This window comes from Paenibacillus sp. FSL H3-0333, from assembly GCF_038002805.1.
Classification (GTDB): domain Bacteria; phylum Bacillota; class Bacilli; order Paenibacillales; family Paenibacillaceae; genus Paenibacillus_AQ; species Paenibacillus_AQ silagei.
Genome location: NZ_JBBODG010000001.1, coordinates 4561334 through 4583282 on the forward strand (window position 1 = coordinate 4561334; position 21949 = coordinate 4583282).

Sequence of the window (21949 nt, forward strand, 5' to 3'; positions counted from 1 at the left end):
GTTTTTCGATTACATTTGGTCACATGCCTACGTAGCGCCCCAATGTGATCGGTTTTTCGATTACATTCGGCCATACGACTACGCAGCGCCCCAATGTGATCGGTTTTTCGATTACATTCGGCCATACGACTACGCAGCGCCCCAATGTGATCGGTTTTTCGATTACATTTGGTCACACGCCTACGCAGCGCCCCAATGTGATCGGTTTTTCGATTACATTCGGCACACGTGCCCTCCAGCGCTCCATTGTAATCGGTTTTTCGCATACATTTGGCCTCGGGCCATCAGACCGCAAAAAGGCTGTCCTTCATCAGAAAGGACAGCCTCTTTGCACATCCGTTACACCAAATCCTCTTCCTGCGCTCCGGTAATTACCGTAACAATGCTTGTGCGCAGTTGATCCGCATTCTTGGCCTGATACGGATCGGCGGCGTAGATTACGGCATCGGCAATATAGCCTTCCGCAATCCGGCCCAGCTCATGGCCGCTTCCGAGAATCCCCGCCGCGTCTTCTGTAGCTGACCGCCAGACCTCCGACCGGCTCAGGCCATAGTCCAGCAGGGTGTCGAATTCCTGCAGGTTGTAGCCATGCAGCGCAGGCGTAGCGTAATCAGTGCCGAAGCCCAGCCGCACCCCTGCCTCTCTGGCATATCCAAGCGCGATGGCGTGTGCATCGGCTGCCCGGGCTGCGCGTTCACAGATGACCGGCGGCAGCCCCAGGACTCCCTGCGGATCGGCGGCGATCCGGTAGATGGAAGTGGTCGGCACGTAAGCTACGCCGGATTCGGCCAGTCTCCCGGCCTGATCCCAGGTCATGAACATCCCGTGCTCAATAGATTCCACACCGGCCTGAATGGACCAGTCAATCGTCACTCCGCCCCAGGTATGCACCAATACCTTCTTCCCGTTCGCATGGGCATGACGGACGATGAAGGCGAAATCCTCCCTAGAGAAGTTCGGCTCCGTAACCTGCTCGGTAGGTGCGCCAAGACCGCCGGTTGCCATGATTTTGACCCAGCCTGCCCCGGTCGCGTAGATCTCCGTCAGGCGGCTCTCCAGATGCTTGATCCCCTTGGCATCGGCAGCTCCCAGCATTTCACTGCTGGTCTCTACCCGCAGCGGCTGCTGGTAATACTTCACGAGATGCCGGATCGTGGCTGGCAGAATACCGCCGGCATCGCGGGCTGTAGTTACCCCCGTCCGCAAGGTAGCGGCGAAGGCCTCCGCCTGCATGACCTCAATCTCGCGGGGGTCCCGGCGGAGCTGGTCGTCATGGTCGAAGTCGGTCCAGGCCAGATGGGTGTGCAGATCCAGAATGCCCGGACTGATCCATAGCTGCTGCTGCCTGGAGCCTTCCGCCTGTTCCGGCTGTGGACCCGCTTCTGCCACTGAGGTGAACCGCCCGTTCGTAATCTCGATATCAAAGCGTTTCTCCGGGGTACCCGCAATATGGATTCCAGTGTACGCCTGAAATTGCGGCTGCTTGAGGATCATTCCGCTTCCCTCCAGATCTGGCGGACGGCCTGCACTGCCGGTTCAGCATCCAGCTTCAGCAGTCTGGCCAGCGTCTGCACCGCTGCTTCGACACTCTCCCGGCTGGCATTCGTTCCGAAATGATTGATCCGCAGCAATTGACCGAATAATTCCCCGTCCCCGGGAGCTACGATACCGACAGGCTGCTTGATCAGCAGAAGCGGCTGCTCGTCAATCCGAACAGTCGTAGTCAGCGTGGAATAATGACTGCTGTCCTTCTGCCAAGGCGCAAGCCCAAGCTCCGTGACCCCTGCGACAGCAGAGGCCGCCGCACGTTCATGCCGCTGGATAACCTGTGACAGTCCCTCTTCGGCAACAGCCTCCAGGGCTTCGATTAGAGCTCTGGCTTCCAGGACCGGGATATTCGGCGGGACGCGGAGTGGCGCTGCTCCGTCCGGGGACGGCTGCAGATCCAGCAAGGACAGAATAGAATTGCGCGGAGCCCGTTCGTTCGACTCCAGGAAGGCCCAGCCGCGGGGAGAAATACTGACCGCGCTGATTCCGTTAGGACCGGCGAGCGCTTTTTGCGCACCCATTACAGCGAAATCCACCGCCCACTCATCCACAGACAGCGCCTCTCCCCCGACAGCCGACACGGAATCCGTTACCGTAATCAGGTCATGCCTGCGGGCCAGCTTGAAGATCTCCTCCGCAGGGTTCGAGCCGCCTGTAACCACCTCTGCCTGCACCAAAGAAATCGCAACCGGCTGATGCTGCTCAATCGCTGCAGCAACCTCCTCTACTGTAACCACCTGGTCGAAGGGAACCTTCACTTCCTTAACGGTAGCCCCGCCGCGCGTAAGCCACTCTCCGAACAAGCTTCCGTAAGGTCCGGTTACTACGTTCAGAATCGTACGTCCCGGCGCTGCAATTCCTGCTGCTACCGCCTCAATGCCTAGAATCGCCTCCCCCGGAATGATTACCGGAGGATGCTGTGTCCCTAATAGCCGGGATAGCTGCTGTGTTAATGTGTCCAGCTCAGATAACGTGAGTGGTACGAATCCTGTAATTTGACGGTTCATATAATCCTCCTGATGGTATGAATGTTCAATATTGCGGCATCTTGGGCACCGCAGTCAATAGCTCCCGGCTGTATTCATGCTGGGGCCGGACGAAGAATTCATCCTTCGAATTCACCTCGACCAGCTGCCCCTGACGCATCACAGCGACGGTATCGCTGACGGCATGAATGACTCCCAGATCATGGGAGATGAACAGCATCGTCAGATTAAGCTCGGCTTGCAGCGTATAGAATAGCTCCAGCACGCTGCGCTGCACCGAGACATCCAGTGCGCTTGTGGGCTCATCAGCGATCAGCAGGCTAGGCTCCACACTAAGCGCGCGGGCAATGGCGATCCGCTGGCGCTGGCCGCCGGAGAATTCATGCGGATATCTGTCCAGAGACTTGGCATCCAGCTGCACCCGGCTAAGCAGCTCCTTACTTCTGCGCTCAACCTGCGACCGCTCTACAATCCGGTGGAACAGCAAGGCTTCCGCCAGAATCTGCCTGACGGTATGCCGGGGATTCAGCGAAGAATCCGGGTTCTGAAAGATCATCTGAATCTGTCTATGCTGTGCCTTACTCCGCTTCTTGCCTAACGGCTCCGCACCCAGCAGAAGCTGTCCTTCATCCGGAGTGATCAGTCCGGCAATGACCCGGGCCAGCGTAGACTTCCCGGAGCCGGACTCGCCGACAAGCCCCAGCGTGGTATGCTGCGCAAGCTCCAGCCGGATCTGATCAAGGGCGGTGAATCCGCCATAACGGACGGTTACATCCTGCACCTGTAGTGCTACTTCCATGAGATCCCGTCTCCTTCCAGCTCCGGCAGAGGGAGCACCGAATCCATTAGCATCTGTGTATACGCCTCAGCCGGATGCCGCAGCAGGCTATGCGTCTCGCCTTGCTCAATGATCCGGCCCTGCTTCATTACAACCAGTCTGGAGCAGAGATTGGCGGCAATCGCCAGGTTGTGGGTCACAAAGACCATAGCGAAGCCCAACTCCTGCTGCAGACTCGTAATCGTATCTATAATCTGGCGCTGAACCGTCACATCCAGCGCCGTAGTCGGCTCATCGCAGAGCAGAATGCCCGGCTTGCAGGCCAGCGCCAGAGCAATGACCACACGCTGGCACTGGCCGCCGGACAGCTGCCCCGGGTAGCGGTCTGTTGTCTTCAGTGAAGCTGGCAGACCGAGCCGTTCAAGCAGCTCCAGGGCGATGCGCCGCGCAGCCTTCAGACTGGTTCTCTGTCTGTAATAGACAACCTCGGTCAGCTGCTTCACTACCGGACAGAGCGGGTCCAGTGCCCCTCTGGGGTCCTGGAACACCATGGCACTGCTTACCTTGCTGCGGACCACTCCCCCGGTCTGCTCCACACCACGCGGAAGCAGGCCGAGAATCGCCCGCAGCGTCAGCGATTTACCGGAGCCGGATTCGCCCACTAGTCCGAGGCTTTCGCCGCGTTCAAGGGAGAAGCTGACGCTGTTCACCAGGATTTCTTTGGAGAGGGCCGCGAGTGTCAACGCTTCAAGTTCAAGTACAGGTTGTGTTGTCATCCTTTTCTCCTCCAGATATCGGCCAGTCCGTCTCCCAGGAGAGACAACGCAATTCCCGTATACACAACTGCGAAGCCGGGAACCGCCGACAGCCACCAGGCTGTAGTAATGAAGGGCTGTCCGTCTGCGATCATCGTTCCCCAATCCGGCGTAGGCGGGGCAATCCCTATTCCCAGATAACCCAGCGTAACAATGGCTACCAGGAGTCCGATCATATCCGTCATCAGCACGACAACGGCTTGCGGCAATACATTCGGCAGAAGATGGCGCAGAAGGATGCGGTATCCGGGCAGACCGAGCGTCTGCGCAGAAGCAATCCATTCCTGCTTCCGGAAGGACGCGCTGAGTCCTCTGACCACACGGGCGAATACAATCCAGCCTACCAGAATGAAGGTAATATAGATTCCGCGCTCCCCTGCTCCGCTGGCGAAGGCCACGATAATGACGATCAGATAGAACGGGAAGGCAATAAAAGTGTCCGTGATCAGCGATATAATTCTATCGGTCCATTTGCCATAGTACCCCGAAATCATGCCCAGCATGACGCCCGTGCAGAACGGAATCATCTCAGCCAGCACCATGATCGTCAGATCCGTCCGTGCGGCATAGATCAATCTGGTAAACAAATCACGGCCAAGCTGGTCGGTACCGAGCCAGTGGGCTGCGGAAGGCGGCTGCAGGAAGGCGCTCAGATTCTGCTCTGTCGGATTGTAGGGACTTAAGTAAGGGATGAATATGGCGAGCAGTATAAGTATAGCGAACATAATGATCCCGATCAGCAAGGACGGGGTGTGAAGTACTCTTCGGAGTCCGCTTGCGGGCTTCCCGAGGTCCGGCAGGGTTGTATCTATCTGTGTAGTATTCATGATTTCCCCTTCGTTCTGGGATCAAGCCACCCGGAGATCATTTCGATTAGCAGACTGATAATTACAACAGCCAGTGCACAATAGAGCGCAATCCCCTGAATCACCGGAAAATCTCTATTCGAGATGGAGGTGAACAGCAGGCTGCCGATGCCCTTGATCCCGAAGACCTGCTCCACAACGAGCGTTCCCCCGATCAGGTAGGACACATTCACTCCCAGCAGCATCAGGGTCGGCAATGCTGAATTGCGCAGCACATGCTTGAACAGGATCACCCTGGACGGGATTCCTGCTGCACGGAGAGTGACAACGAATTCGGATTCCAGCACCTCCAGCATTTGCGCACGCAACGAGCGGACCAGCGTAGGAATCTGTGAAAAAGCAATCGTGACCGCCGGAAGCACCAGACTATGGAGCGTACCCGACCATCCCTCGCCGATTCCCCCTACGGGGAACCAGCCCAGCCGCACACTAAAGAACAGAATGAACAGAATCCCAACCCAGAAGACCGGCATCCCGAGGGTGACCGCTGGAATAATGCGGATCAGATGATCGAGCAGCTTGTCCTTCTGGGTGGCAGCAACCGTTGCCAGCAGAAGGGCTACAATTATCGCAAGCACCGAAGCAATTACAATCAGCAGTAGTGTGACCGGAGCACGCTCTGCAATCAGCTCTCTGGACGAGGTGCCGGCAATAATAGAGTTTCCGGTATCTCCCTGAGTGAACAGCAGCTTCACGAACCGGGTGAACTGATCCCATAAGGAGAGATCCAGTCCCAGTGTGTGGTGCATATTCTTAAGCGCTTCAGGTGTGCTGTATTCACCGAGAATCATTTTGGCGGGGTCGCCGGGTACAATTCGAATCAGGAAAAAGACCGCCGTCATTACGCAGAGGATAACAAGTAAGGCTCTTACAAGGGCTAAGGCCAGCCACTTGTAAGAACCGTTGTTTCCAGCTGCACCGCTCAGGGTCAGCTTGGATTTCATCATTTAGCTAGTCGGACATCTTCCAGACGGATGCTGCCGTTAGGCAGAACCACAAGTCCGTCTACAGAAGACCGCGCGCCGATCAGGATATCCGGATAGTACAGCGGAATGTAAGGAACTTCATCGGCAAGCGTCTGTAAAAGCTCGGTGTAGATGGTAGCCCGTCCTTCACCGTCTGCTGTCTTCTGGCCTTCATATAGCAGCTTGGTTACCTTCTCATTCGTGTAATGCGTCCAGTACGATTTGCTGAAGCCTTCCGGGTCAGTCTGGAACGCCAGGATCGAGTTCGCTTCCGGGGAATCCGCCTGACCGCTGTTCAGCATCGCCGCGAAATCATAAGCGAAGAAGCGTTCACGGAAGGTGGCCAGCTCCACCGATTCAATCTCAATTTTGATCCCGATCGCCTGGCCGGCTGCCTGGATAATCTGGGCTTCCTGGGCCCGGGTGCTGTTGCCGGAAGCCACCAGCAGCTTGGTGGAGAATCCGTCAGGGAAGGCCGATTTGGCCAGCTCTGCCTTGGCAGCCGCCGGATCGAAGCTCAGGGCCTTGATCTTGTCATTGGCATTGTAAGGGATCGTTGACGGCAGCAGCGAAGTCGCCGTCTGCGCATAGCCGAAGGTCAGGGCCTTGGTCAGTCCCTCACGGTCAAGCGCCAGTGCCAGTGCCCGGCGGACATGCACATCGGAGAAGTGCTTATCCAGTGTATTGAAGAAGAGCTGCTCTGTCACCCAGCTGCCGTTCGTTACCACTGTTGTGTCTGCACCATCCTTAATCTCACCCGCATTCTGTAGCGACAGGGCTTCAACTGCATTCACTGCTCCCGCCTTAAGCTGGTTGATGGCTTGGCTGTCGTCCTGGATCAGCTTATAGACAAGCTTGTCAATATAAGGCTGGCCTTCCTTCCAGTAGTTGGTATTCTTGGTGAAGGTGACATCACCTGCCGGGTCCCAGGTCTCAATCACGAACGGCCCGGTGCCTACCGGCTTCTTGAAGAATTCCTCTTCGGTCACTCCGCCGAAGTTATTCGGGATGATCCCGTTCGAGAAGTTCGACAACTCCGAGATGAACGGAGTGTAGGGTTCTTTTAGCGTGATTACAAGTGTCTTCTCATCCTGTGCCTTCACCGTATCCACCTTGGCCGAGATGGCCAGGGGACCGCCAACCTTCAGATGCCGCTGGAGGGAGAATACCGCATCCTCTGCGGTCACCGGCGTACCGTTCGAGAACTTCAGGCCGTCACGGAGTACGAACGTATAAGTTAAGCCGTCTTCGCTAATTGTATGTGAGGCTGCGAGCTGATCCGTAATTTCACCCTTGCTGTCAAAAGCAACCAGTGACTCAAACACTTTATCAATCGCGAATGCGTTATTCGATGTAATCTGGTTATGCAGATCAAACGACGTTACGGAAGCCGGGCGGCCATACACGAAGGTGCCTCCAGTTGCAGGCTCTGTTGTGCTTGCACTTTCTGTTGCCGCTGGAGCCGTACTGGCCTTAGCCCCATTATTGGAATCCGCAGGATTGGCAGACCCGGAGCAGCCGGCAAGCAGCGATACGAACAATACCGCAAGTGTGCCCAGCCCTGCTGTTTTTCTCATAGAAGCTTTTAAATTAATCACGTGTGATCCACCCTTCCTATAAATCATATATGTTTAGTATGGATTGTATTATGGATCAGACCTTCACTTCTGTCAAACAAAAATTCATCCGGCAAGCCGAATTGAATCATAATGTTCCAATGAAGGAAATGTATTCGTAATCATCCGCCCGTTATGGCTCTCTGAAGGCTATAATCATCCAGCTCCAGATCAGGCTCTCTGCCGAGTGCCAGCTTCGCCAGCTGATAAGCGATATACGGCCCCATCGTAAGTCCTGAAGCTCCCAGACCATTGGCCGCAAGGACTCCGCTCCACCCGGGGACAGCCCCTATGACCGGCAGAAATCCCGGAGTGAACGGACGGAAGCCGACCCTCACTTCACTATAGGTACCATCCGCCAGTCCAGGCGCAACTTCCAGCCCTTTAGCCAGAATCTCCTGCATCCCGCCGGCGGTCACTCTGGTATTATATCCTTCTACGTCATTCTCATGAGTAGCTCCGATAACAATCTGCTGCCGGGCAAAAGCGAGCAGATATTGATCGCTTGGCGGGATCACCACCGGCCAGACTTCCGTATCTTGTTGGTCAGATACCTGCAAATGCATGATCTGCCCCTTCTGGTAGCTCACCTTAAAGTCCATGCCCAGCGGCCGGAGCAGCGGGTTCGCCCATGCGCCTGCGCAGATAAGCACTTCATCCGCCGGATAATAGCGTCCCCCTGCGTTGACTCCGGTGACCCGGCCCGGTTCAAAGGCAAGCGCAGCGTCACCGGTAACCATTACCGCACCCTGCTGCTGTGCAGAATGTAGCAGAGCATCCCGCAAAGCGCGGCCATCCACTCTGGCAGCACCGCTGATATGTACCGAGGCGTATCCTTCCGCCAGCAGCGGGAACCGTTCATGGGTCTCCTGAGGGTTAAGCCGCGTAATGACTCCGATCTCCGGGGCATCCGCCAGCCGCAACCGTGCCCGCTCTTCTATTTTGTCGAGCTTGCTCTCATCCGTATGTATACTAAGCGCTCCAACCCGGGCATAACCGGTATTCGCTTCTCCGCCTTGCTCCAGCTGCTGAATCAGCTCAGGGTAGAACCGCGCCCCCGCCTTCGCCAGCCGGTACCAGGCCTGATTGCGCCGCTGCGACAGCCAGGGACAGATGATGCCTGCCGCTGCATCCGTAGCTTGTCCAGGGTCTTGACGGTCTATAATCAGCACCTCTGCGCCCATCACTGCTAACTGGTAGGCTGCCGAGGCTCCGAGAATCCCTGCTCCGATCACGATGACTTTCTTCATCTGTACGTCCTTTCTGGATGTGTACATCCCCTTGTGTTAGTGGATAGGGTTCTGTGCAAGGAATTCAAGAATCGTATCGTTCACCAGGATGGGCTGTTCCCTTAACATATGCGGGCGGTGCCCCGCTCCCTGAACGATCAGCGTCCTTGCATCCGTAAGCAGGGAAGCGAGCTTCACCGTTCTGTCCTCTCCCGCGAACGGATCATGTTCCCCTGAAATTAGCAGTGCCGGGCAGGTTATACTGCCCAGTTGCTCCTCCGTGAGATCCGGGTATCTGATCCAGTCTTGCACCGTTTGCCGCAGATAGTATTGCCAATTCCCCCGATGGGCCTCCTGATGCCTCTCGATCATCTGATTAATGAAGGCTTGCTGCTGATTCGCCAGCAGCTGTTCAGGCTCGTATTCTCCGGCTCCAGCCGGTTCACAGAATCCGCTGGTTCCAATCGTAGTAAGCGTAGCAATCCGTCCCGGATGATTCACCGCCAGGTACAGCCCTACGCCCGCGCCCATACTGTATCCAATAAGATGTGCCTGTTCAATGTTCATCCTATCCATGAATCCGGCGACATCCTCAGCTATTCGTGGAGTAGACCAGTCCAGATCCCGGCAGCGGGTCCTGCCATGCCCTCTAAGATCAGGGAAGTAACAACTGTAATGGCTCTGGAAGTCCAGAACCTGGCTGCTGAAAGCCAGCATGCTGCGGGAATAATGACTGTGCAGGAAGATTACCGGTTCTCCGGTGCCCATCTGTTCATAGAACATTTCAAGATCATGTACCTGTATGTATGGCATAATACCCGCCTCCCTTTGTGAATATGACCATTACCGGACCTTAACGAGCCAGCTTCTCATTCGCACAGCAGTCATTCGGATGCTGTAGGCACTTGAACGATAGTAACTGCACTTTGTACAATAGATTGCTGTAAAAAAGGCTTCGAAATAGCATCTACTGTATTCCGTACAATTGAATGTTGAAAAAAGGCCATTTTTCACCCAAAACACAACATTCCACTGTATGAAATACATTAGAATCTCATTTTACGGTCAGCTCTGCCTTTTCTATTGTAGGAAATACAATCACTTACAGTGTTAAAGCTGATGCAGTACTACTCTCAGCTTACCACAGGTCGTCCATCAGAAGTAGTAACCCTCCCCCCACTCAACAAGTGGAAACGAAACTAAAAACCCCCGGAATACCATTCCGGGGGAAGTTTGCAGCCCATCTCACTACAGATTCAGTTCTTTGATCCGCTCCGCAAGCTTAGGGAATACGCAGAGTGCGTTTTTATAAAAGACGTCTTCATGATAAGCCTCCGGCACCAGGTGCTTCACGAAGGTAATATAAGCGTCCAGCGGGACCAGCGGCCAGTCGGTGCCGAAGACCAGCCGGTCGTATTTCTCGGCGAACACCAGCGCCCGGCGGAAATGGTCGGTATAGGTCTGCTCGGTCAGCAGCCGGTCCACCTTGGCCTGATCGCCGACAATCCAGCCGGATAGATCTGTGTACAGGTTAGGGTTCTTCTCCAGCAGGGCTGCGGTGTCCATCACCCAAGGATCGCCCAGGTGGCAGAGCATGAAGGTAATCTCCCGGTGCTTCAGGAAGGTCTCCTCCATGGACAGCGGATGGGAATACTTCAGCAATCCCTGGTCCGCATAAGTCAATCCGCCATGAATGACCACCGGGAGGCCGTAAGCGGCAGCCAGCTTATAGACCGGATCATAGATCTCATCCCCCACATTGAAGTGGTAATACCCGGCGTACAGCTTGATGCCAACGACATCGGAGCGCTGCAGCGATTGCTCCAGTGCTTCAAGCTGCCCCTCCAGATGAAGGGTGAGCGGGTTAATGCCTACGCAGGTGAACAGATTGTCCGGCAGTGTCTCGCTCAGGTCAAGCAGCATAGGATTCAGCGCAGCGGAATCGGGAAAAGCTCCGGCAACCGTCTCGGTCACTCCCATGCCGACCCCGGCAATGACACCGCTGCGGCGGAACTCCTCCTGGAGTCCCTTGCCGGTATAATCGATATGTGCCAGGGTCTGCGCTGTTTCGTGGAAGGCTGCAATATTGGAATAATGCACATGTGCGTCAATGATTTTCATAGAAGTTTCCTTTCTCTGACTCACTTCTTGAACCGGATGGACAGCAGATCGCCATAAGCCTGCTCAGGTACCTGGAGATCCGAGATCAGATAGAATTGCGGCTTGCTGAACTGCTCTTTGCCATCCTGCAGATGCAGGTACTCTTCCGCATAAGACGTCAATGCGACGGAATTGACTAACAAGGAAGGTGACGGATGCTTAAATGATGTAACTAATGACAGACGCTGCTGGCGTTCCATGGAACCCACTTGCAGGATCCCGTTATGGCTTGCATCCTCTGCCTGTCCCCGGCCTGACTTGTAGGTGAGCTCTTGACCTCTGCTGTTCTTAAGATACGCCCTGCCATCCTGTATGCCGGAGGCGGCAGTATAGAAGGTTGAAGTCTCAAGCTTCAATGGGCATAGCGGGCCGCCTGTATTCTGCTCCACATGTACCGTAGAGGCAAGCACCGGAACGCCCGGCAGCAGCATGTAATATTGATGCAGTACGAGTCCTTTGTATTTATCATTCTTCTGAATGGTGACGCTCATCCGGATACCCGACCAGCGGTTCCCCTTATTATCGGTCAGTTCGGCGAAATCAGCCGTTAACGGCTCCTCCATGAAGCTGCGCAAGGCAATGTCGCCCACACTGGTTACGATTCCGCCTACCCATGGATTCCACCAAGACTTTGCAATCGGCTGCGGAAAAGAAGCTTCAAGCCATTCCTCGCCCTGATGGACCAGCGAGAATAGTCCCGGCGCAAAGTCAGGGCTGGCCTGTATCCGCAGTACCCCGTTGTCTACAGCCAGTACCTGCGCCCCTTCTGCTACAAGTCTCTCCTGCCGGACACGTTCATCCGCGACAGGCAAGACCAGGAAGGATTGATCCTGCACATAACTGTCCATATCCAGATGCAGGGTCAGCACATCCGGGGCAGCGCCTGCCGGTACTGTCAGCGGCAGAGCCGCTTCTCTGAGCTTCTCTTCCTCTTGAACCGTTAACCGCGCTTCCTCCATGCTGCCTGCTTCGGAAGAGATCCGAATCTCACCCACCAGATAGCTCTTCTTCTGCTCCTGAAGGAGAAGCTTAGCCTCTCCAGCCATGAACGGATTCCCGTTATTCAGGCTCAGCTCCAGCTGCTCTGTAGTGGTCAGTTCCTCAGCATTGCTATTACCGCTTTGCAGCGCATAAGCACGGAAATCCTGCCAATGGTCCCAGGTTCCCAGAGCGATCCGCAGCGGCTGCGTTTCCTTCCGCCCGCCGGCGGGAATCCGCCCCAGAGAATGCTCCACAGCATGCATCCACGAGTCCTGAATCAGCTTAAGCTCTGACGGCCAGCTAATCCCTCTGGAGAAGCCTTCATCCGCAGCGAACATCCAGTTCTCCGTGAATTCCTGCGCTTCCCAGTAATCCATGCCGGAGGCTTCAGCCCCTGCGCTCAGATCTATATATTTGCCGCGGTAAGGGATGACGCCTCCATGCAGGTTGAAGCGGAAGCTGTCCCTGAGGAACAGCTCTTCCTCCTGAACGGTAGCCTGCGGGTTGTCGATTCTGAAATAACGGGAGACTATACCGTTGCTGAACAGCTTCACAACCATCGTCAGCAGCAAGCCCTTCCGGATGCCGATCTCATAAGTGGCCTCAAGCACGATAGCCTCTTGATCCCTGGAGATCTTCACATCCAGCGCCGAGAATTTGTTGAATTCATTCGTATACGGCAGTCCAAGCTTCGGATAAGGCAGGTTCATCAGATATTTACGGTTCTGGAAAAAAGTAAGCCAATGGTTCGTTTTGTTCAGAACGGCGGAATAGCGGCCATTGCTGATGATCCAGTCCTTGTCGGTCGGGCCGCCGAAGACCGTCTCTGCTCCGGTGAAGACCAGGCTCAGCTCCTGCTCCAGTATAGCTGAATCCGCTCCTTCTTCTGCACTGCGGATGCTCACCGAATGGTGCCAAATCCCGTACCCGAGCAGCCGGGCCGCTGCGGTAACGGTCCTCCGGCTCTTGGCAGGAACCTCAACGGTGTAATGCTTTTGACTGAACGACAGAATCTCGTCCTCCGGCAGCTCGAAGCTGAACACGGTGTCTGTGCTGTACTCATTCTCCACCGTCACATCCAGCTCCACCTCTTCGCCCGCGAAAAGCGTTCTGTCCGGTACCTGGAGCTTTACCTTGACCGGGAACTTTGGCTTAATGCCCAGCTTGAATACGGCAGGCAGGCCGTTAATGAGCAGTTCTGCCTCCACCACAGGATGGGTCTGATAGAGATCCTGCTCCTCCTCCACCGGATGGATGAAGAAGCGGCCTTCGATCCGCGCCTCGGATTCGATATCCTGAGCAGCCTCCAGCTCCAAGCGGATTTGCGCATTGCTTTTACCGCTAATCTGGAGCGACAAGGGCTTCCCGCTTTTATTAACGGCTTCATAAATGACAGGATATTCCGCTCCAAACGGCAGCTCATGCTGCGCAGGAATCGTTACCTGTATCCGGTAATCCTCCGTCTCAATGAGGCGCAGGCCGCGGCCGGTCCGCTCATATTCCATTTTCAGCGACAGACCGTCCTTCAGCCATTCATATGTAAAATAGTCAAAGCCGTTTTCCCCATGACCGTCAGGCTCCACCTTGATCTCACGGATGCTGTCGTTATACCAGTCTATCTTCTCGAAAAAAGACTTCACCGCTCCGGTCTGAAGCACCGAGGGAATGAAGTTCATCAGATGAGTCGTGTCATCCCGGTTCTCCCAGAAGAACCCGCTTTTCTTATACGTAGGCACCGCCTTGACATTACCGGGCCACGTATAGAGATCCAGCCGCGGCCAGCCCAGCTTAATCGTCTCTTCAATCGAACGCCTTACCAGCCGCTTGCCCACCTTGCGTCCATGGTAATCCGGTCTCACGTTGAGCAGAGCGATATAGAGCGCCCCGGTATCCTCTTTATAGTGAGAGAAGCTGCAATATCCGATGACCTCTGAGCCGCTTACCGCCAGGAACAACTTGAGCATGGGGCTGTTCTCGTGTTCCCGCAGCACGCTTTCCTCTGTCCGGTACGCTCCGTCTCCGCCCCAGCTCTCTGCGCTTCTGTTCCACATCTCGGCAATGGAAGCGGCATGCTTAGCCGGCACATATTCTTCAATCTCGATCTCTTGTAATTCGGGCATTACAGTCATACCTCCTCGGATCGCTATAATTCCTAGCTTCATAGCAATAAATACTACTTGCAGTATATAACAGAACGTTAAGCCGCTGTAAGTTCCTGTTTGATTATAAAAGATTATTACTTAACTCAAGCAAAGGTTAGCCTCGAACCGATCAGATAACCGATCGAGACAAACAGGAGTGACCAGATAAAGGCACCTGCCAGGGTGACCATTAAGTATTTTCGGAAGGACATGGCACTGATGCCCGAGATGTAGCTTGTCACATGCCGGATGCCCGGAACAAAATAAGCGATGAATATCGTCCAGTTGCCGAACCGGAAAAACCAGCGTTTGACATAGGCGAATCTTTTGGGCGTCAGGCCTACCCATTTCCCGTACCGGTCCACGACAGGCTGCCCCACTCTGAGACCGATGGTATAGCTGATCAGCATGCCTGTAATCGAACCTATGAAACAGACCAGAACCGAAAGCGAGAAATCCAGCACCATGGTAGAGGATAGATAGCCAACGAACAGCGTCAGCAGCTCATCGGGAACGGGAAGCCCCACAAGCCCCAGCGCCAGCAGCGCGAATATAGCTATATAACCGTATTGTGAGATCATCTCGATGACCCATGGCATGAACAATCACTTCCTGTTAACGAATTTTTTGAACGAAGGGAACGGAACCCTGCTTATCATCAGTATGGACAACAGTCCCATAATTAAAATGACCATTTCCGGCTTCAGCCGCTCACCTATAAGTGTGGTCATCGACAGAAGCAATCCGGCTGCCGTAATCGGCATGCCCACGAAGCCCTTGGAAGGAGCCGAGATATTGAATCTGGCCAGCCGCAGCGCCCCGCAGATCAGGAATGCGACCGCAGCGACAGGTCCGACCCACTGCACGTTCTCCAGCCGGTATAACAGAATTAGGAAGGCGGGAGCGATGCCAAAAGAAATAATATCCGCCAAAGAGTCCAGTTGTTTGCCGAAATCACTGGTGCAATGCAGCATACGGGCGAGCAGTCCGTCCATTACATCGCATATCGCAGCCAGCAGTATCATTAATAAAGCAAGATCATAACGTTCTTCAATCGTGAATAGCAGGGAAATTGATCCGAAGCCCAGGTTTCCCAGTGTGCACATTGAAGGCAGCCAGCTCCATTTCATGCTGTTCACTCCTTTCCTGACAAGTTAGTAATGGGCGGCTCAGCCTCCAAAGGTTACACTAAAACAGACGCCGTCCGAGGTGTTCATCACTGCATACCGGCAGCCATGCATATCTAAAATCTGCTTCGCAATGGATAATCCGAGTCCGGTCCCGCCCGTCAGACGGCTGCGTGAAGCCTCGATCCGGTAGAACCGCTCCCAGATATGCGCCAGCTGATCCTCGGGGATTCGCTCCCCTTTGTTGTGTATGGTGAACAGCAGCTTCTTGGGTGAACTCTCCAAGGTGACGGTTATCGTACTGCCCTCTTCCGCATGACGGATTGCGTTGGTCAGCAGATTGCTGAGCACCTGTTCAATCCATGTAGCATCCGCATATACGGGCAATTCATTCGCCGGAATAATGACCACATCCAGCTGCTTATTCTGGAGGGAATGCACCAGTTTATCGGTCACCTTCTCCGTCATTTCGCTCAGCATGAAGGAGCTTTTGCGCAGCTTGATCGTGCCGGACTCCAGCCGGGCCAGGTCCAGCATATCTTTTACCAGGAACTCCATCTTGTCGGCCTCTTCGATAATGACCTTGATGTAATGATCCTGCTTGCCGGCGCTCACCCCATCCTCCAGACCCTCGGCGAAGCCCTTGATGATGCTAAGCGGCGTCTTCAGCTCATGGGAGGCACTGGCAAAAAAGTCCTGCTGCATCTGCTCCAGCTTCTTCTTCTGCTCCATCTCCTCCACCAGCTGCTGATTCGTCTCCCGAAGCTCGCCCAGTGCAGTGTCCAGACTTTGGGACAAGGTGAACATGCTTCTGGACAGATTGCCCAGCTCATCCTTCTGGCGGATGGAGGCATGGCCGGTGAAATCGAGCGCTACCATCCGTTTGGCCGTATTATTGAGCTTGATCAAGGGCCGGGTCACCATCTTGGAATAGAACAGCGAGAGGACCAGAATCAGCACGAACCCTCCAAGCCCTAAGTATAAAAAGAACCAGCGCAGCGCTTCATTGGAATCCTTAACATCCTGCAGCGAGGTCACTGAGAACAACAGCTCAATCTCCCCGCTGGCCTGTTTCACGGGCAGAATCATCACGGAATTGCGGATACCGCTCCAGGGAGCCGTCCACTCTTCCTTGACCATATTCAGCTTGCCCAGGCTCTCCAGCTGCCCCGTATTTAACGGGAACCAGTCCTCGATGGCCTCAAAAAGGATGCCCTGGCGCGGGTTCCATATTTTCAGATCCGGCAGGACCAGCTCCGTAATCGTCCCGGTAATGCTTGTGTTGCCCAGCTCCGCCTCTTCGCCTACCGGCTGGAACCCCTGTTTGGTAATCGTGAGCGGGAAATACTGATTGCCGAGGTCATTCTCCCCAGTGACAAGCTCTCCCTGGATGGTAACCCGGTCATTCTCTTTCAAATGGGCCGACCGGAGCATATCCCCGAACTGATTCATGAACAAGGACATGGGGATCACCTGAGTCTGGCCTTTATCGTCAATCAGCTTCATGCGGAACGGATCTTCCGACTTCATACGGCCGTCCAGCTTCAGAATAACCATCTGTGTCTTATTGCGCAGCATGAACCGGACCAGCTCGCGGGAAGTCCGGGTTTTGCCCCAGGCTTCTTTGGTGTAGCTTGTCCCGAAGCTCTTAAGATGCTTCTCCACACGGGACTCTTTCTGCGTCTGGTAGAAGCGGTCGAACAGCAGGAACTGGCTGAGGATTACCATCCCGTAGAAACAGACGAAGAAGATCACGGTCATCACGAACAGCTTGAAGGTAATTCCCCATCTTTTCATTCTTCATCCTCGAATCTGTAGCCGGTTCCAATGACTGTGCGGATGTGGCGGGATTCATACCCCAGCTTGCTGCGCAGTTTCTTGATATGGCTGTCCACGACCCGTGAGTCCCCCTCGAATTCAATTCCCCACACCCGGCTGAGGATGGTATCCCGCGAGACCACATGGCCCTTGTTGCGGATCAGCAGCCACAGGAGATCATATTCCTTCGGGGTTAGCTCGACATCGGCGCCTTCCACCTCTAGACGGTGCGCCATGGTGTTGAAGATGGCCGAGCCGAATCTCACTACACCGGATTCTGGCTGATGTGCGCCTTCCACCCGTTTCATCAACGCGGCAGCCCGGGCCACCAGCACCTTGGGACTGAACGGCTTGGTTACATAATCATCGGCGCCCAGCTCGAAGCCGTGTATTTTGTCATCATCGGCGGATTTGGCGGTCAGCAGAATGATCGGGGTCGCCGATTTCTTACGGATCTCCCGGCATACCTGAAATCCGTCCATTTTGGGCATCATAATATCCAGAATCAGCAGATCCGGCTCCAGCGAATCGAACCACAGGAGCGCGTCCTGCCCATTATCGGCTTCGCGTACCTCCCAGCCGTCCTGTATGAAGTAATCCGACACCAGCTCACGGATACGCAGCTCGTCTTCGACAAGCAATAGCTTTTTGTTCAATGTACTCCCTGCTTTCAACCCGTTTATACCTCTCAGCATAGTCGAGTGTTATGTCCTTTATGTGTCCTGTTGTGAAATTGATTGAAAAATGAGTGATGGAGTATGCGAAATGTTAGCGCTCGGGTGAACGCTGCGCAAACGGAACGTTGTTCCAATCGCTGTTGTGTCCAGATTTTTTCCATTCCCCTTAGCGGTGAAAATCCGGACACAAAGGCGAACGCTCCGCTTTTCCACAATCGTTCCGCCCGCTCCGCTGTTTGAGAGTAGGGTGCGAATGCACCTAAAACATACTGAGAGAGAAAGTGGTCCCACTGAATACAAATCTGAAAGAGAAAGCCTCACTGGACGCCCCACTGAACACCTCGCTTGATACAAATGTTGTATTTTTTGCATGAACTTGATCCGTTTTATCTCAGATAGTGCACATTGTTGTACTTATTGCAGGAATTCGGTTAGATTCACAGCTAAAGAGCACGCATTGTTGTAATTAGTGCAGGAATTTCATCAGCGCGGTGCTGGATCATGCACATTGTTGCATTCTGTGCAGGAATTCCCTCAGACTAATAGCGGCTGAAGCCAAAACGCAAAACAGCGATTCTCTATTAAACGGAGGATCGCTGTCTGCTATTTAATCATCGTACCTTAATCGGCGTGCCTTGGTTACCCGGCTTCAAAGGCTTGCTTGAACTGACTGTTATACAGCTCGGAATATATCCCTTGCAGCGCAAGGAGCTGGCTGTGGCTTCCCTGCTCGGCGATCTGCCCGCCTTGAATGACCAGAATCCGGTCAGCATCCTGAATGGTGCTGAGCCGGTGGGCGATCACGAAGCTGGTGCGGCCCTTCATCAGCGTCCGCATGGCCTGCTGGATATGCATCTCTGTCCGGGTATCCACGCTACTCGTTGCCTCATCCAGAATGAGGATGGCCGGATCGGCCAGGATGGCGCGGGCAATGGTCAATAGCTGGCGCTGGCCGTGGCTCAAGGTGGTCCCGTCCGTGCCCAGCAGCGTATCGAACCCCTGCGGCATCCGCGCAATGAAGCCGCTGACGTTGGCGAGATTTGCGGCCTCTTCCACCTCACGGTCTGTGGCCTCCAGGCGGCCGAACCGGATATTCTCGCGGATGGTTCCCGAGAAGACATGGGCGTCCTGCAGCACCATACCGAGCTGGCGGCGCAGCCCGTTTTTACCCAGCTCCCGGATATCCCTGCCGTCGATCAGCACCTCACCGCCGCTCACTTCATAGAAGCGCGTCAGCAGGTTGACAATGGTCGTCTTCCCCGCTCCGGTCGGCCCGACCAGGGCGATCGTCTCGCCTGGCTGCGCAGTGAAGCTTACACCGTTCAGAATAGGCTCGCCCGGCTTATAGCCGAACACTACATCCCGGAAAACAACTTCCCCGCGAATCCGCTCCAGCTCCTGCGGCTGCTCCCCGCTGTACTCGGATGGCATATCCATCACTTCAAATACGCGCTCCGCTCCGGCGATTGCCGATTGGATCAGATTATACTGGTTCGCAAGGTCGGAGATGGGGCGGCCGAACTGCTTGGCATAATTCAGCATACTGACGATGACTCCCACGGTAACCAGCTCATGATAAGCCATCCAGCCGCCAATGCCGGCAATCAGCGCAAAGTTCAGATTGTTAATCAGGTTCATTACTGGTCCTACCAGACCGGATACAATCTGCGCTTTGATGCTCGCTTTGTTAAGCTTCCCGCTTATTCCGCGGAATCTGGTGACCTCCGCCTGTTCTCTGCGGTATTGCTTAATCACCTTCTGGCCGCTGACCGCTTCTTCAATGAAGCCGTTCAGCTCACCCAGATGCTGCTGCTGATCCTTGAAGTAGATCCGGCTTAAGCCGGTAATCCGGCGGCTCGCCAGTACGACCAGCGGAATGGTTACCAGAGCAACTCCAGTCAACGGCACATTCAGCATCAGCATAATGACCAATGAGCCGCTAAGTGTAATCAGACTGTTCAGCAGCTGGGTTACACTCTGATTCAGCGAGTTCGAGACGTTGTCGATGTCATTAGTTGCACGGCTCATTAGCTCACCGTTAGCATGGGTATCGAAGAAGCTGACCGGCAGCTCCTGGTATTTTGCGAACAGGTCCCGCCGCAACTCATACACCGTGCGCTGCGAGACGGAGGTCATCACATAAGCCTGGACCCAAGAGACGGCGCTGCCCAGCAGATAAATGCCGCCCAGAAGGAGACAGAACCGGACCAGCAGACTATAATCCTGCGGGAGGATCGCGGTATCAATAGCTTTTCCTAGCAGGTAGGGTCCGATCAGGGCGAGAACAGCATTCAGAATCGTGAATACATAGACCATAATCAACCCTGTCCGCTGACGGTTCAGATAGGACCAGATGCGGAGGATGGTTGCCTTGCTATTCTTAGGACGTACCTTGGGGGTTACGCCAACACGGCCGGGAGGCCCGCCGCCTAACACTCCAGGTCCGCTGGGAGCCTGCTCCCTTTTACGTTGACTGGACATAGGGCTCCTCCTCTTCCTTCAGCTGGGAGTGACGGATGTCCCGGTAGATCTCGCTGCCTGCCATCAGCTCGGTATGCGTACCCTGTGCGGCGATCCGGCCGTTCTCCAGAATCAGAATCCGGTCGGCATCCATAATGGAAGACACCCGTTGGGCAATCATAACGACAGTACAATCCTGAAGCTCCGTCTTCAGCAGCAGGCGGATGCTCGCTTCAGTAACCGCATCCAGAGCACTGGTGCTGTCATCCAGGATCAGAATGGCCGGCTTAATTAACAGCGCGCGTGCAATGGACAGACGCTGCTTTTGTCCGCCTGACAGGTTCACCCCGCGTTGTCCGAGCTGCGTGTCGTAGCCTTGCGGCATAGCTGTAATGAATCCATGTGCTTCTGCGGCCACAGCCGCCTGCTCCACTTCTTCATCTGTTGCTTCCGGCCGTCCGTAACGGATATTATCCCTGATACTGCCGCTGAACAGCAGGGACTGCTGCATTACGAAGCCGATCCGGCTCCGCAGATGCTCTAGGCTAATCTCCCGGATGTCTGTTCCGTCGATCAGAACGGCACCGGACAAGACCTCATAGAATCTTGGAATCAGACTAACCAGGGTAGACTTTCCTGCTCCGGTAGCCCCCAGAATAGCGATCGTCTCCCCGGGGCTGGCTGCAAAGCTGATATCCTCCAGCACAAGATTCTCATCCGCGCGGTTATAGGCGAAGGAGACCTTGCTGAATTCAATCCGTCCGAGTGTAATGGCTGCTTGGTCCGCCGCAGGCGCTTCGGTAATTTCACTTGTGGCGGCGAACACTTCGTTCACTCGGTCCCCCGATACCTTGGCCCGTGATACGAAGGCAAGCATCGTGCTCAGCATCATCATCGACATGAGCAATTGAGTAACATAGTTAATGAAAGCAATTAGTTCACCAACGGGCAGCGCCCCGTTCCAGTTCTGTATGCCTCCGAACCAGAGCACGGCAATAATGCTGGCATTCAGAATCAGCATCATCAGCGGCATATTCAGCGCCATCAGGCGGATCGCCCGGATTCCGGTGTCGGTATAGCCTGTATTGGCTGTATTAAACCGCTTCTGCTCATGGTCTCCACGGACGAAGGCCTTGATTACACGAATGCCGGTGAGATTCTCCTGTAGTACATTGCTCACCCCATCCAGCTTCTCCTGCATCCGGGCAAATAACGGAAAAGAGAGCCGGATCAGCACAAATAGCAGGATGAACAGCAGCGGAACCGCAGCGAGCAGGATCAACGCCAGGGACGGGCTGATCCGCACCGCCATGATCAGACTGCCGATCAGCAGCAGCGGTGACCGCACGAAGCTCCGCAGAATCATCTGCACGAAGGTCTGGAGCTGCACCACATCGTTAGTCAGCCGGGTGATCAGCGAGCCGGTCTTCAGCCGGTCCAAATTGCGGTTCGAGAAGGTCTGGATATGCTCAAACAGCTTGATGCGCAGATCATTCCCGAAATTCTGTGAGGCGATACTTGCACATATCGCACAGCCCACACCCCCAATCATCCCGATGACAGCGATTCCAATCATAATGCCGCCTGTTGAAAGGATATGCGATAAATCATTCTTCATCAGGCCTTTATCCACAATGCTGGCCATAAGTGCAGGCTGCAGCAGGTCCATCACTACTTCAACTACCATTAACAGCGGGGCAAGCACGCTCCAGAGGGCGTACGGCTTCATGAAGCCCCTGAGCTTCCACATTCAGTTCACCTTCATCTCATCAGTCGTCGCAT

At 54.8% G+C, this 21949-nt stretch carries 17 protein-coding genes; all 17 read right to left on the reverse strand.

From position 1 onward, the window contains the following. Nucleotides 1-339 precede the first annotated feature (339 nt). A complete protein-coding gene (locus MHH78_RS20425; RefSeq protein WP_341168621.1) occupies nucleotides 340-1494 on the reverse strand; it encodes an amidohydrolase family protein in 1155 nt (384 codons plus the stop codon). Next, complete coding sequence (locus tag MHH78_RS20430) at nucleotides 1491-2555, reverse strand: pyridoxal-phosphate-dependent aminotransferase family protein (protein WP_076075632.1); 1065 nt, start codon at nucleotides 2553-2555, stop codon at nucleotides 1491-1493. The genes MHH78_RS20425 and MHH78_RS20430 overlap by 4 nt, the downstream gene beginning before the upstream one ends. 25 nt (nucleotides 2556-2580) lie before the next feature. Next, entirely contained in the window at nucleotides 2581-3333 is a 753-nt protein-coding gene (locus tag MHH78_RS20435) for an ABC transporter ATP-binding protein (RefSeq protein ID WP_341168622.1), read from the reverse strand. Further along, nucleotides 3324-4088 (reverse strand): ABC transporter ATP-binding protein, encoded by a 765-nt coding sequence (locus MHH78_RS20440; RefSeq protein ID WP_341168623.1) that lies wholly within the window; start codon nucleotides 4086-4088, stop codon nucleotides 3324-3326. The genes MHH78_RS20435 and MHH78_RS20440 overlap by 10 nt, the downstream gene beginning before the upstream one ends. Then, complete coding sequence (locus tag MHH78_RS20445; protein WP_341168624.1) at nucleotides 4085-4954, reverse strand: ABC transporter permease; 870 nt, start codon at nucleotides 4952-4954, stop codon at nucleotides 4085-4087. The genes MHH78_RS20440 and MHH78_RS20445 overlap by 4 nt, the downstream gene beginning before the upstream one ends. After that, nucleotides 4951-5940, reverse strand: a complete 990-nt coding sequence (locus MHH78_RS20450) for an ABC transporter permease (protein ID WP_076075640.1) — start codon at nucleotides 5938-5940, stop codon at nucleotides 4951-4953. The genes MHH78_RS20445 and MHH78_RS20450 overlap by 4 nt, the downstream gene beginning before the upstream one ends. After that, a complete protein-coding gene (locus MHH78_RS20455) occupies nucleotides 5937-7556 on the reverse strand; it encodes an ABC transporter substrate-binding protein (RefSeq protein ID WP_341168625.1) in 1620 nt (539 codons plus the stop codon). Before MHH78_RS20455 ends, MHH78_RS20450 begins: the two co-directional genes overlap by 4 nt. Before the next feature lie 140 nt (nucleotides 7557-7696). Continuing rightward, nucleotides 7697-8824: an NAD(P)/FAD-dependent oxidoreductase gene (locus MHH78_RS20460; RefSeq protein ID WP_341168626.1), complete on the reverse strand. Its 1128-nt coding sequence runs from the start codon at nucleotides 8822-8824 to the stop codon at nucleotides 7697-7699. 36 nt (nucleotides 8825-8860) lie between these two features. Then, complete coding sequence (locus MHH78_RS20465; protein ID WP_341168627.1) at nucleotides 8861-9616, reverse strand: alpha/beta fold hydrolase; 756 nt, start codon at nucleotides 9614-9616, stop codon at nucleotides 8861-8863. Between the two features lie 435 nt (nucleotides 9617-10051). Continuing rightward, nucleotides 10052-10924 (reverse strand): amidohydrolase family protein, encoded by an 873-nt coding sequence (locus tag MHH78_RS20470; RefSeq protein ID WP_341168628.1) that lies wholly within the window; start codon nucleotides 10922-10924, stop codon nucleotides 10052-10054. A 20-nt stretch (nucleotides 10925-10944) separates the two neighbouring features. Continuing rightward, entirely contained in the window at nucleotides 10945-14064 is a 3120-nt protein-coding gene (locus MHH78_RS20475) for a GNAT family N-acetyltransferase (protein ID WP_341168629.1), read from the reverse strand. Nucleotides 14065-14189: 125 nt separating this feature from the next. Beyond that, a complete protein-coding gene (locus MHH78_RS20480; RefSeq protein WP_036728489.1) occupies nucleotides 14190-14684 on the reverse strand; it encodes a DedA family protein in 495 nt (164 codons plus the stop codon). Nucleotides 14685-14690: 6 nt separating this feature from the next. Then, nucleotides 14691-15215 carry a CDP-diacylglycerol--serine O-phosphatidyltransferase gene (gene pssA / locus MHH78_RS20485; protein ID WP_341168630.1) on the reverse strand — a complete coding sequence of 175 codons (525 nt, stop codon included), beginning with the start codon at nucleotides 15213-15215 and terminating at the stop codon, nucleotides 14691-14693. Nucleotides 15216-15254: 39 nt separating this feature from the next. Beyond that, nucleotides 15255-17009 carry a sensor histidine kinase gene (locus tag MHH78_RS20490; RefSeq protein ID WP_076075656.1) on the reverse strand — a complete coding sequence of 585 codons (1755 nt, stop codon included), beginning with the start codon at nucleotides 17007-17009 and terminating at the stop codon, nucleotides 15255-15257. Beyond that, complete coding sequence (locus tag MHH78_RS20495; RefSeq protein WP_076075658.1) at nucleotides 17006-17686, reverse strand: response regulator transcription factor; 681 nt, start codon at nucleotides 17684-17686, stop codon at nucleotides 17006-17008. Before MHH78_RS20495 ends, MHH78_RS20490 begins: the two co-directional genes overlap by 4 nt. A gap of 660 nt (nucleotides 17687-18346) precedes the next feature. Continuing rightward, nucleotides 18347-20188, reverse strand: coding sequence for an ABC transporter ATP-binding protein (locus MHH78_RS20500; protein WP_341168631.1), 1842 nt, complete (start codon nucleotides 20186-20188; stop codon nucleotides 18347-18349). Continuing rightward, nucleotides 20172-21917 carry an ABC transporter ATP-binding protein gene (locus MHH78_RS20505; RefSeq protein WP_341168632.1) on the reverse strand — a complete coding sequence of 582 codons (1746 nt, stop codon included), beginning with the start codon at nucleotides 21915-21917 and terminating at the stop codon, nucleotides 20172-20174. The genes MHH78_RS20500 and MHH78_RS20505 overlap by 17 nt, the downstream gene beginning before the upstream one ends. Nucleotides 21918-21949 lie beyond the last annotated feature (32 nt).

What these genes read in the sequence shown, in the direction of transcription:
- MHH78_RS20435 (WP_341168622.1), bottom strand. Translation starts at nt 3,333, where the DNA reads ATGGAAGTAGCACTACAGGTGCAGGATGTAACCGTCCGTTATGGCGGA.
- MHH78_RS20500 (WP_341168631.1), bottom strand. Translation starts at nt 20,188, where the DNA reads ATGTCCAGTCAACGTAAAAGGGAGCAGGCTCCCAGCGGACCTGGAGTG.
- MHH78_RS20440 (WP_341168623.1), bottom strand. Translation starts at nt 4,088, where the DNA reads ATGACAACACAACCTGTACTTGAACTTGAAGCGTTGACACTCGCGGCC.
- MHH78_RS20480 (WP_036728489.1), bottom strand. Translation starts at nt 14,684, where the DNA reads ATGCCATGGGTCATCGAGATGATCTCACAATACGGTTATATAGCTATA.
- MHH78_RS20475 (WP_341168629.1), bottom strand. Translation starts at nt 14,064, where the DNA reads ATGCCCGAATTACAAGAGATCGAGATTGAAGAATATGTGCCGGCTAAG.
- MHH78_RS20460 (WP_341168626.1), bottom strand. Translation starts at nt 8,824, where the DNA reads ATGAAGAAAGTCATCGTGATCGGAGCAGGGATTCTCGGAGCCTCGGCA.
- MHH78_RS20450 (WP_076075640.1), bottom strand. Translation starts at nt 5,940, where the DNA reads ATGATGAAATCCAAGCTGACCCTGAGCGGTGCAGCTGGAAACAACGGT.
- MHH78_RS20445 (WP_341168624.1), bottom strand. Translation starts at nt 4,954, where the DNA reads ATGAATACTACACAGATAGATACAACCCTGCCGGACCTCGGGAAGCCC.
- MHH78_RS20465 (WP_341168627.1), bottom strand. Translation starts at nt 9,616, where the DNA reads ATGCCATACATACAGGTACATGATCTTGAAATGTTCTATGAACAGATG.
- MHH78_RS20505 (WP_341168632.1), bottom strand. Translation starts at nt 21,917, where the DNA reads ATGTGGAAGCTCAGGGGCTTCATGAAGCCGTACGCCCTCTGGAGCGTG.
- MHH78_RS20490 (WP_076075656.1), bottom strand. Translation starts at nt 17,009, where the DNA reads ATGAAAAGATGGGGAATTACCTTCAAGCTGTTCGTGATGACCGTGATC.
- MHH78_RS20430 (WP_076075632.1), bottom strand. Translation starts at nt 2,555, where the DNA reads ATGAACCGTCAAATTACAGGATTCGTACCACTCACGTTATCTGAGCTG.
- MHH78_RS20425 (WP_341168621.1), bottom strand. Translation starts at nt 1,494, where the DNA reads ATGATCCTCAAGCAGCCGCAATTTCAGGCGTACACTGGAATCCATATT.
- pssA (WP_341168630.1), bottom strand. Translation starts at nt 15,215, where the DNA reads ATGAAATGGAGCTGGCTGCCTTCAATGTGCACACTGGGAAACCTGGGC.
- MHH78_RS20470 (WP_341168628.1), bottom strand. Translation starts at nt 10,924, where the DNA reads ATGAAAATCATTGACGCACATGTGCATTATTCCAATATTGCAGCCTTC.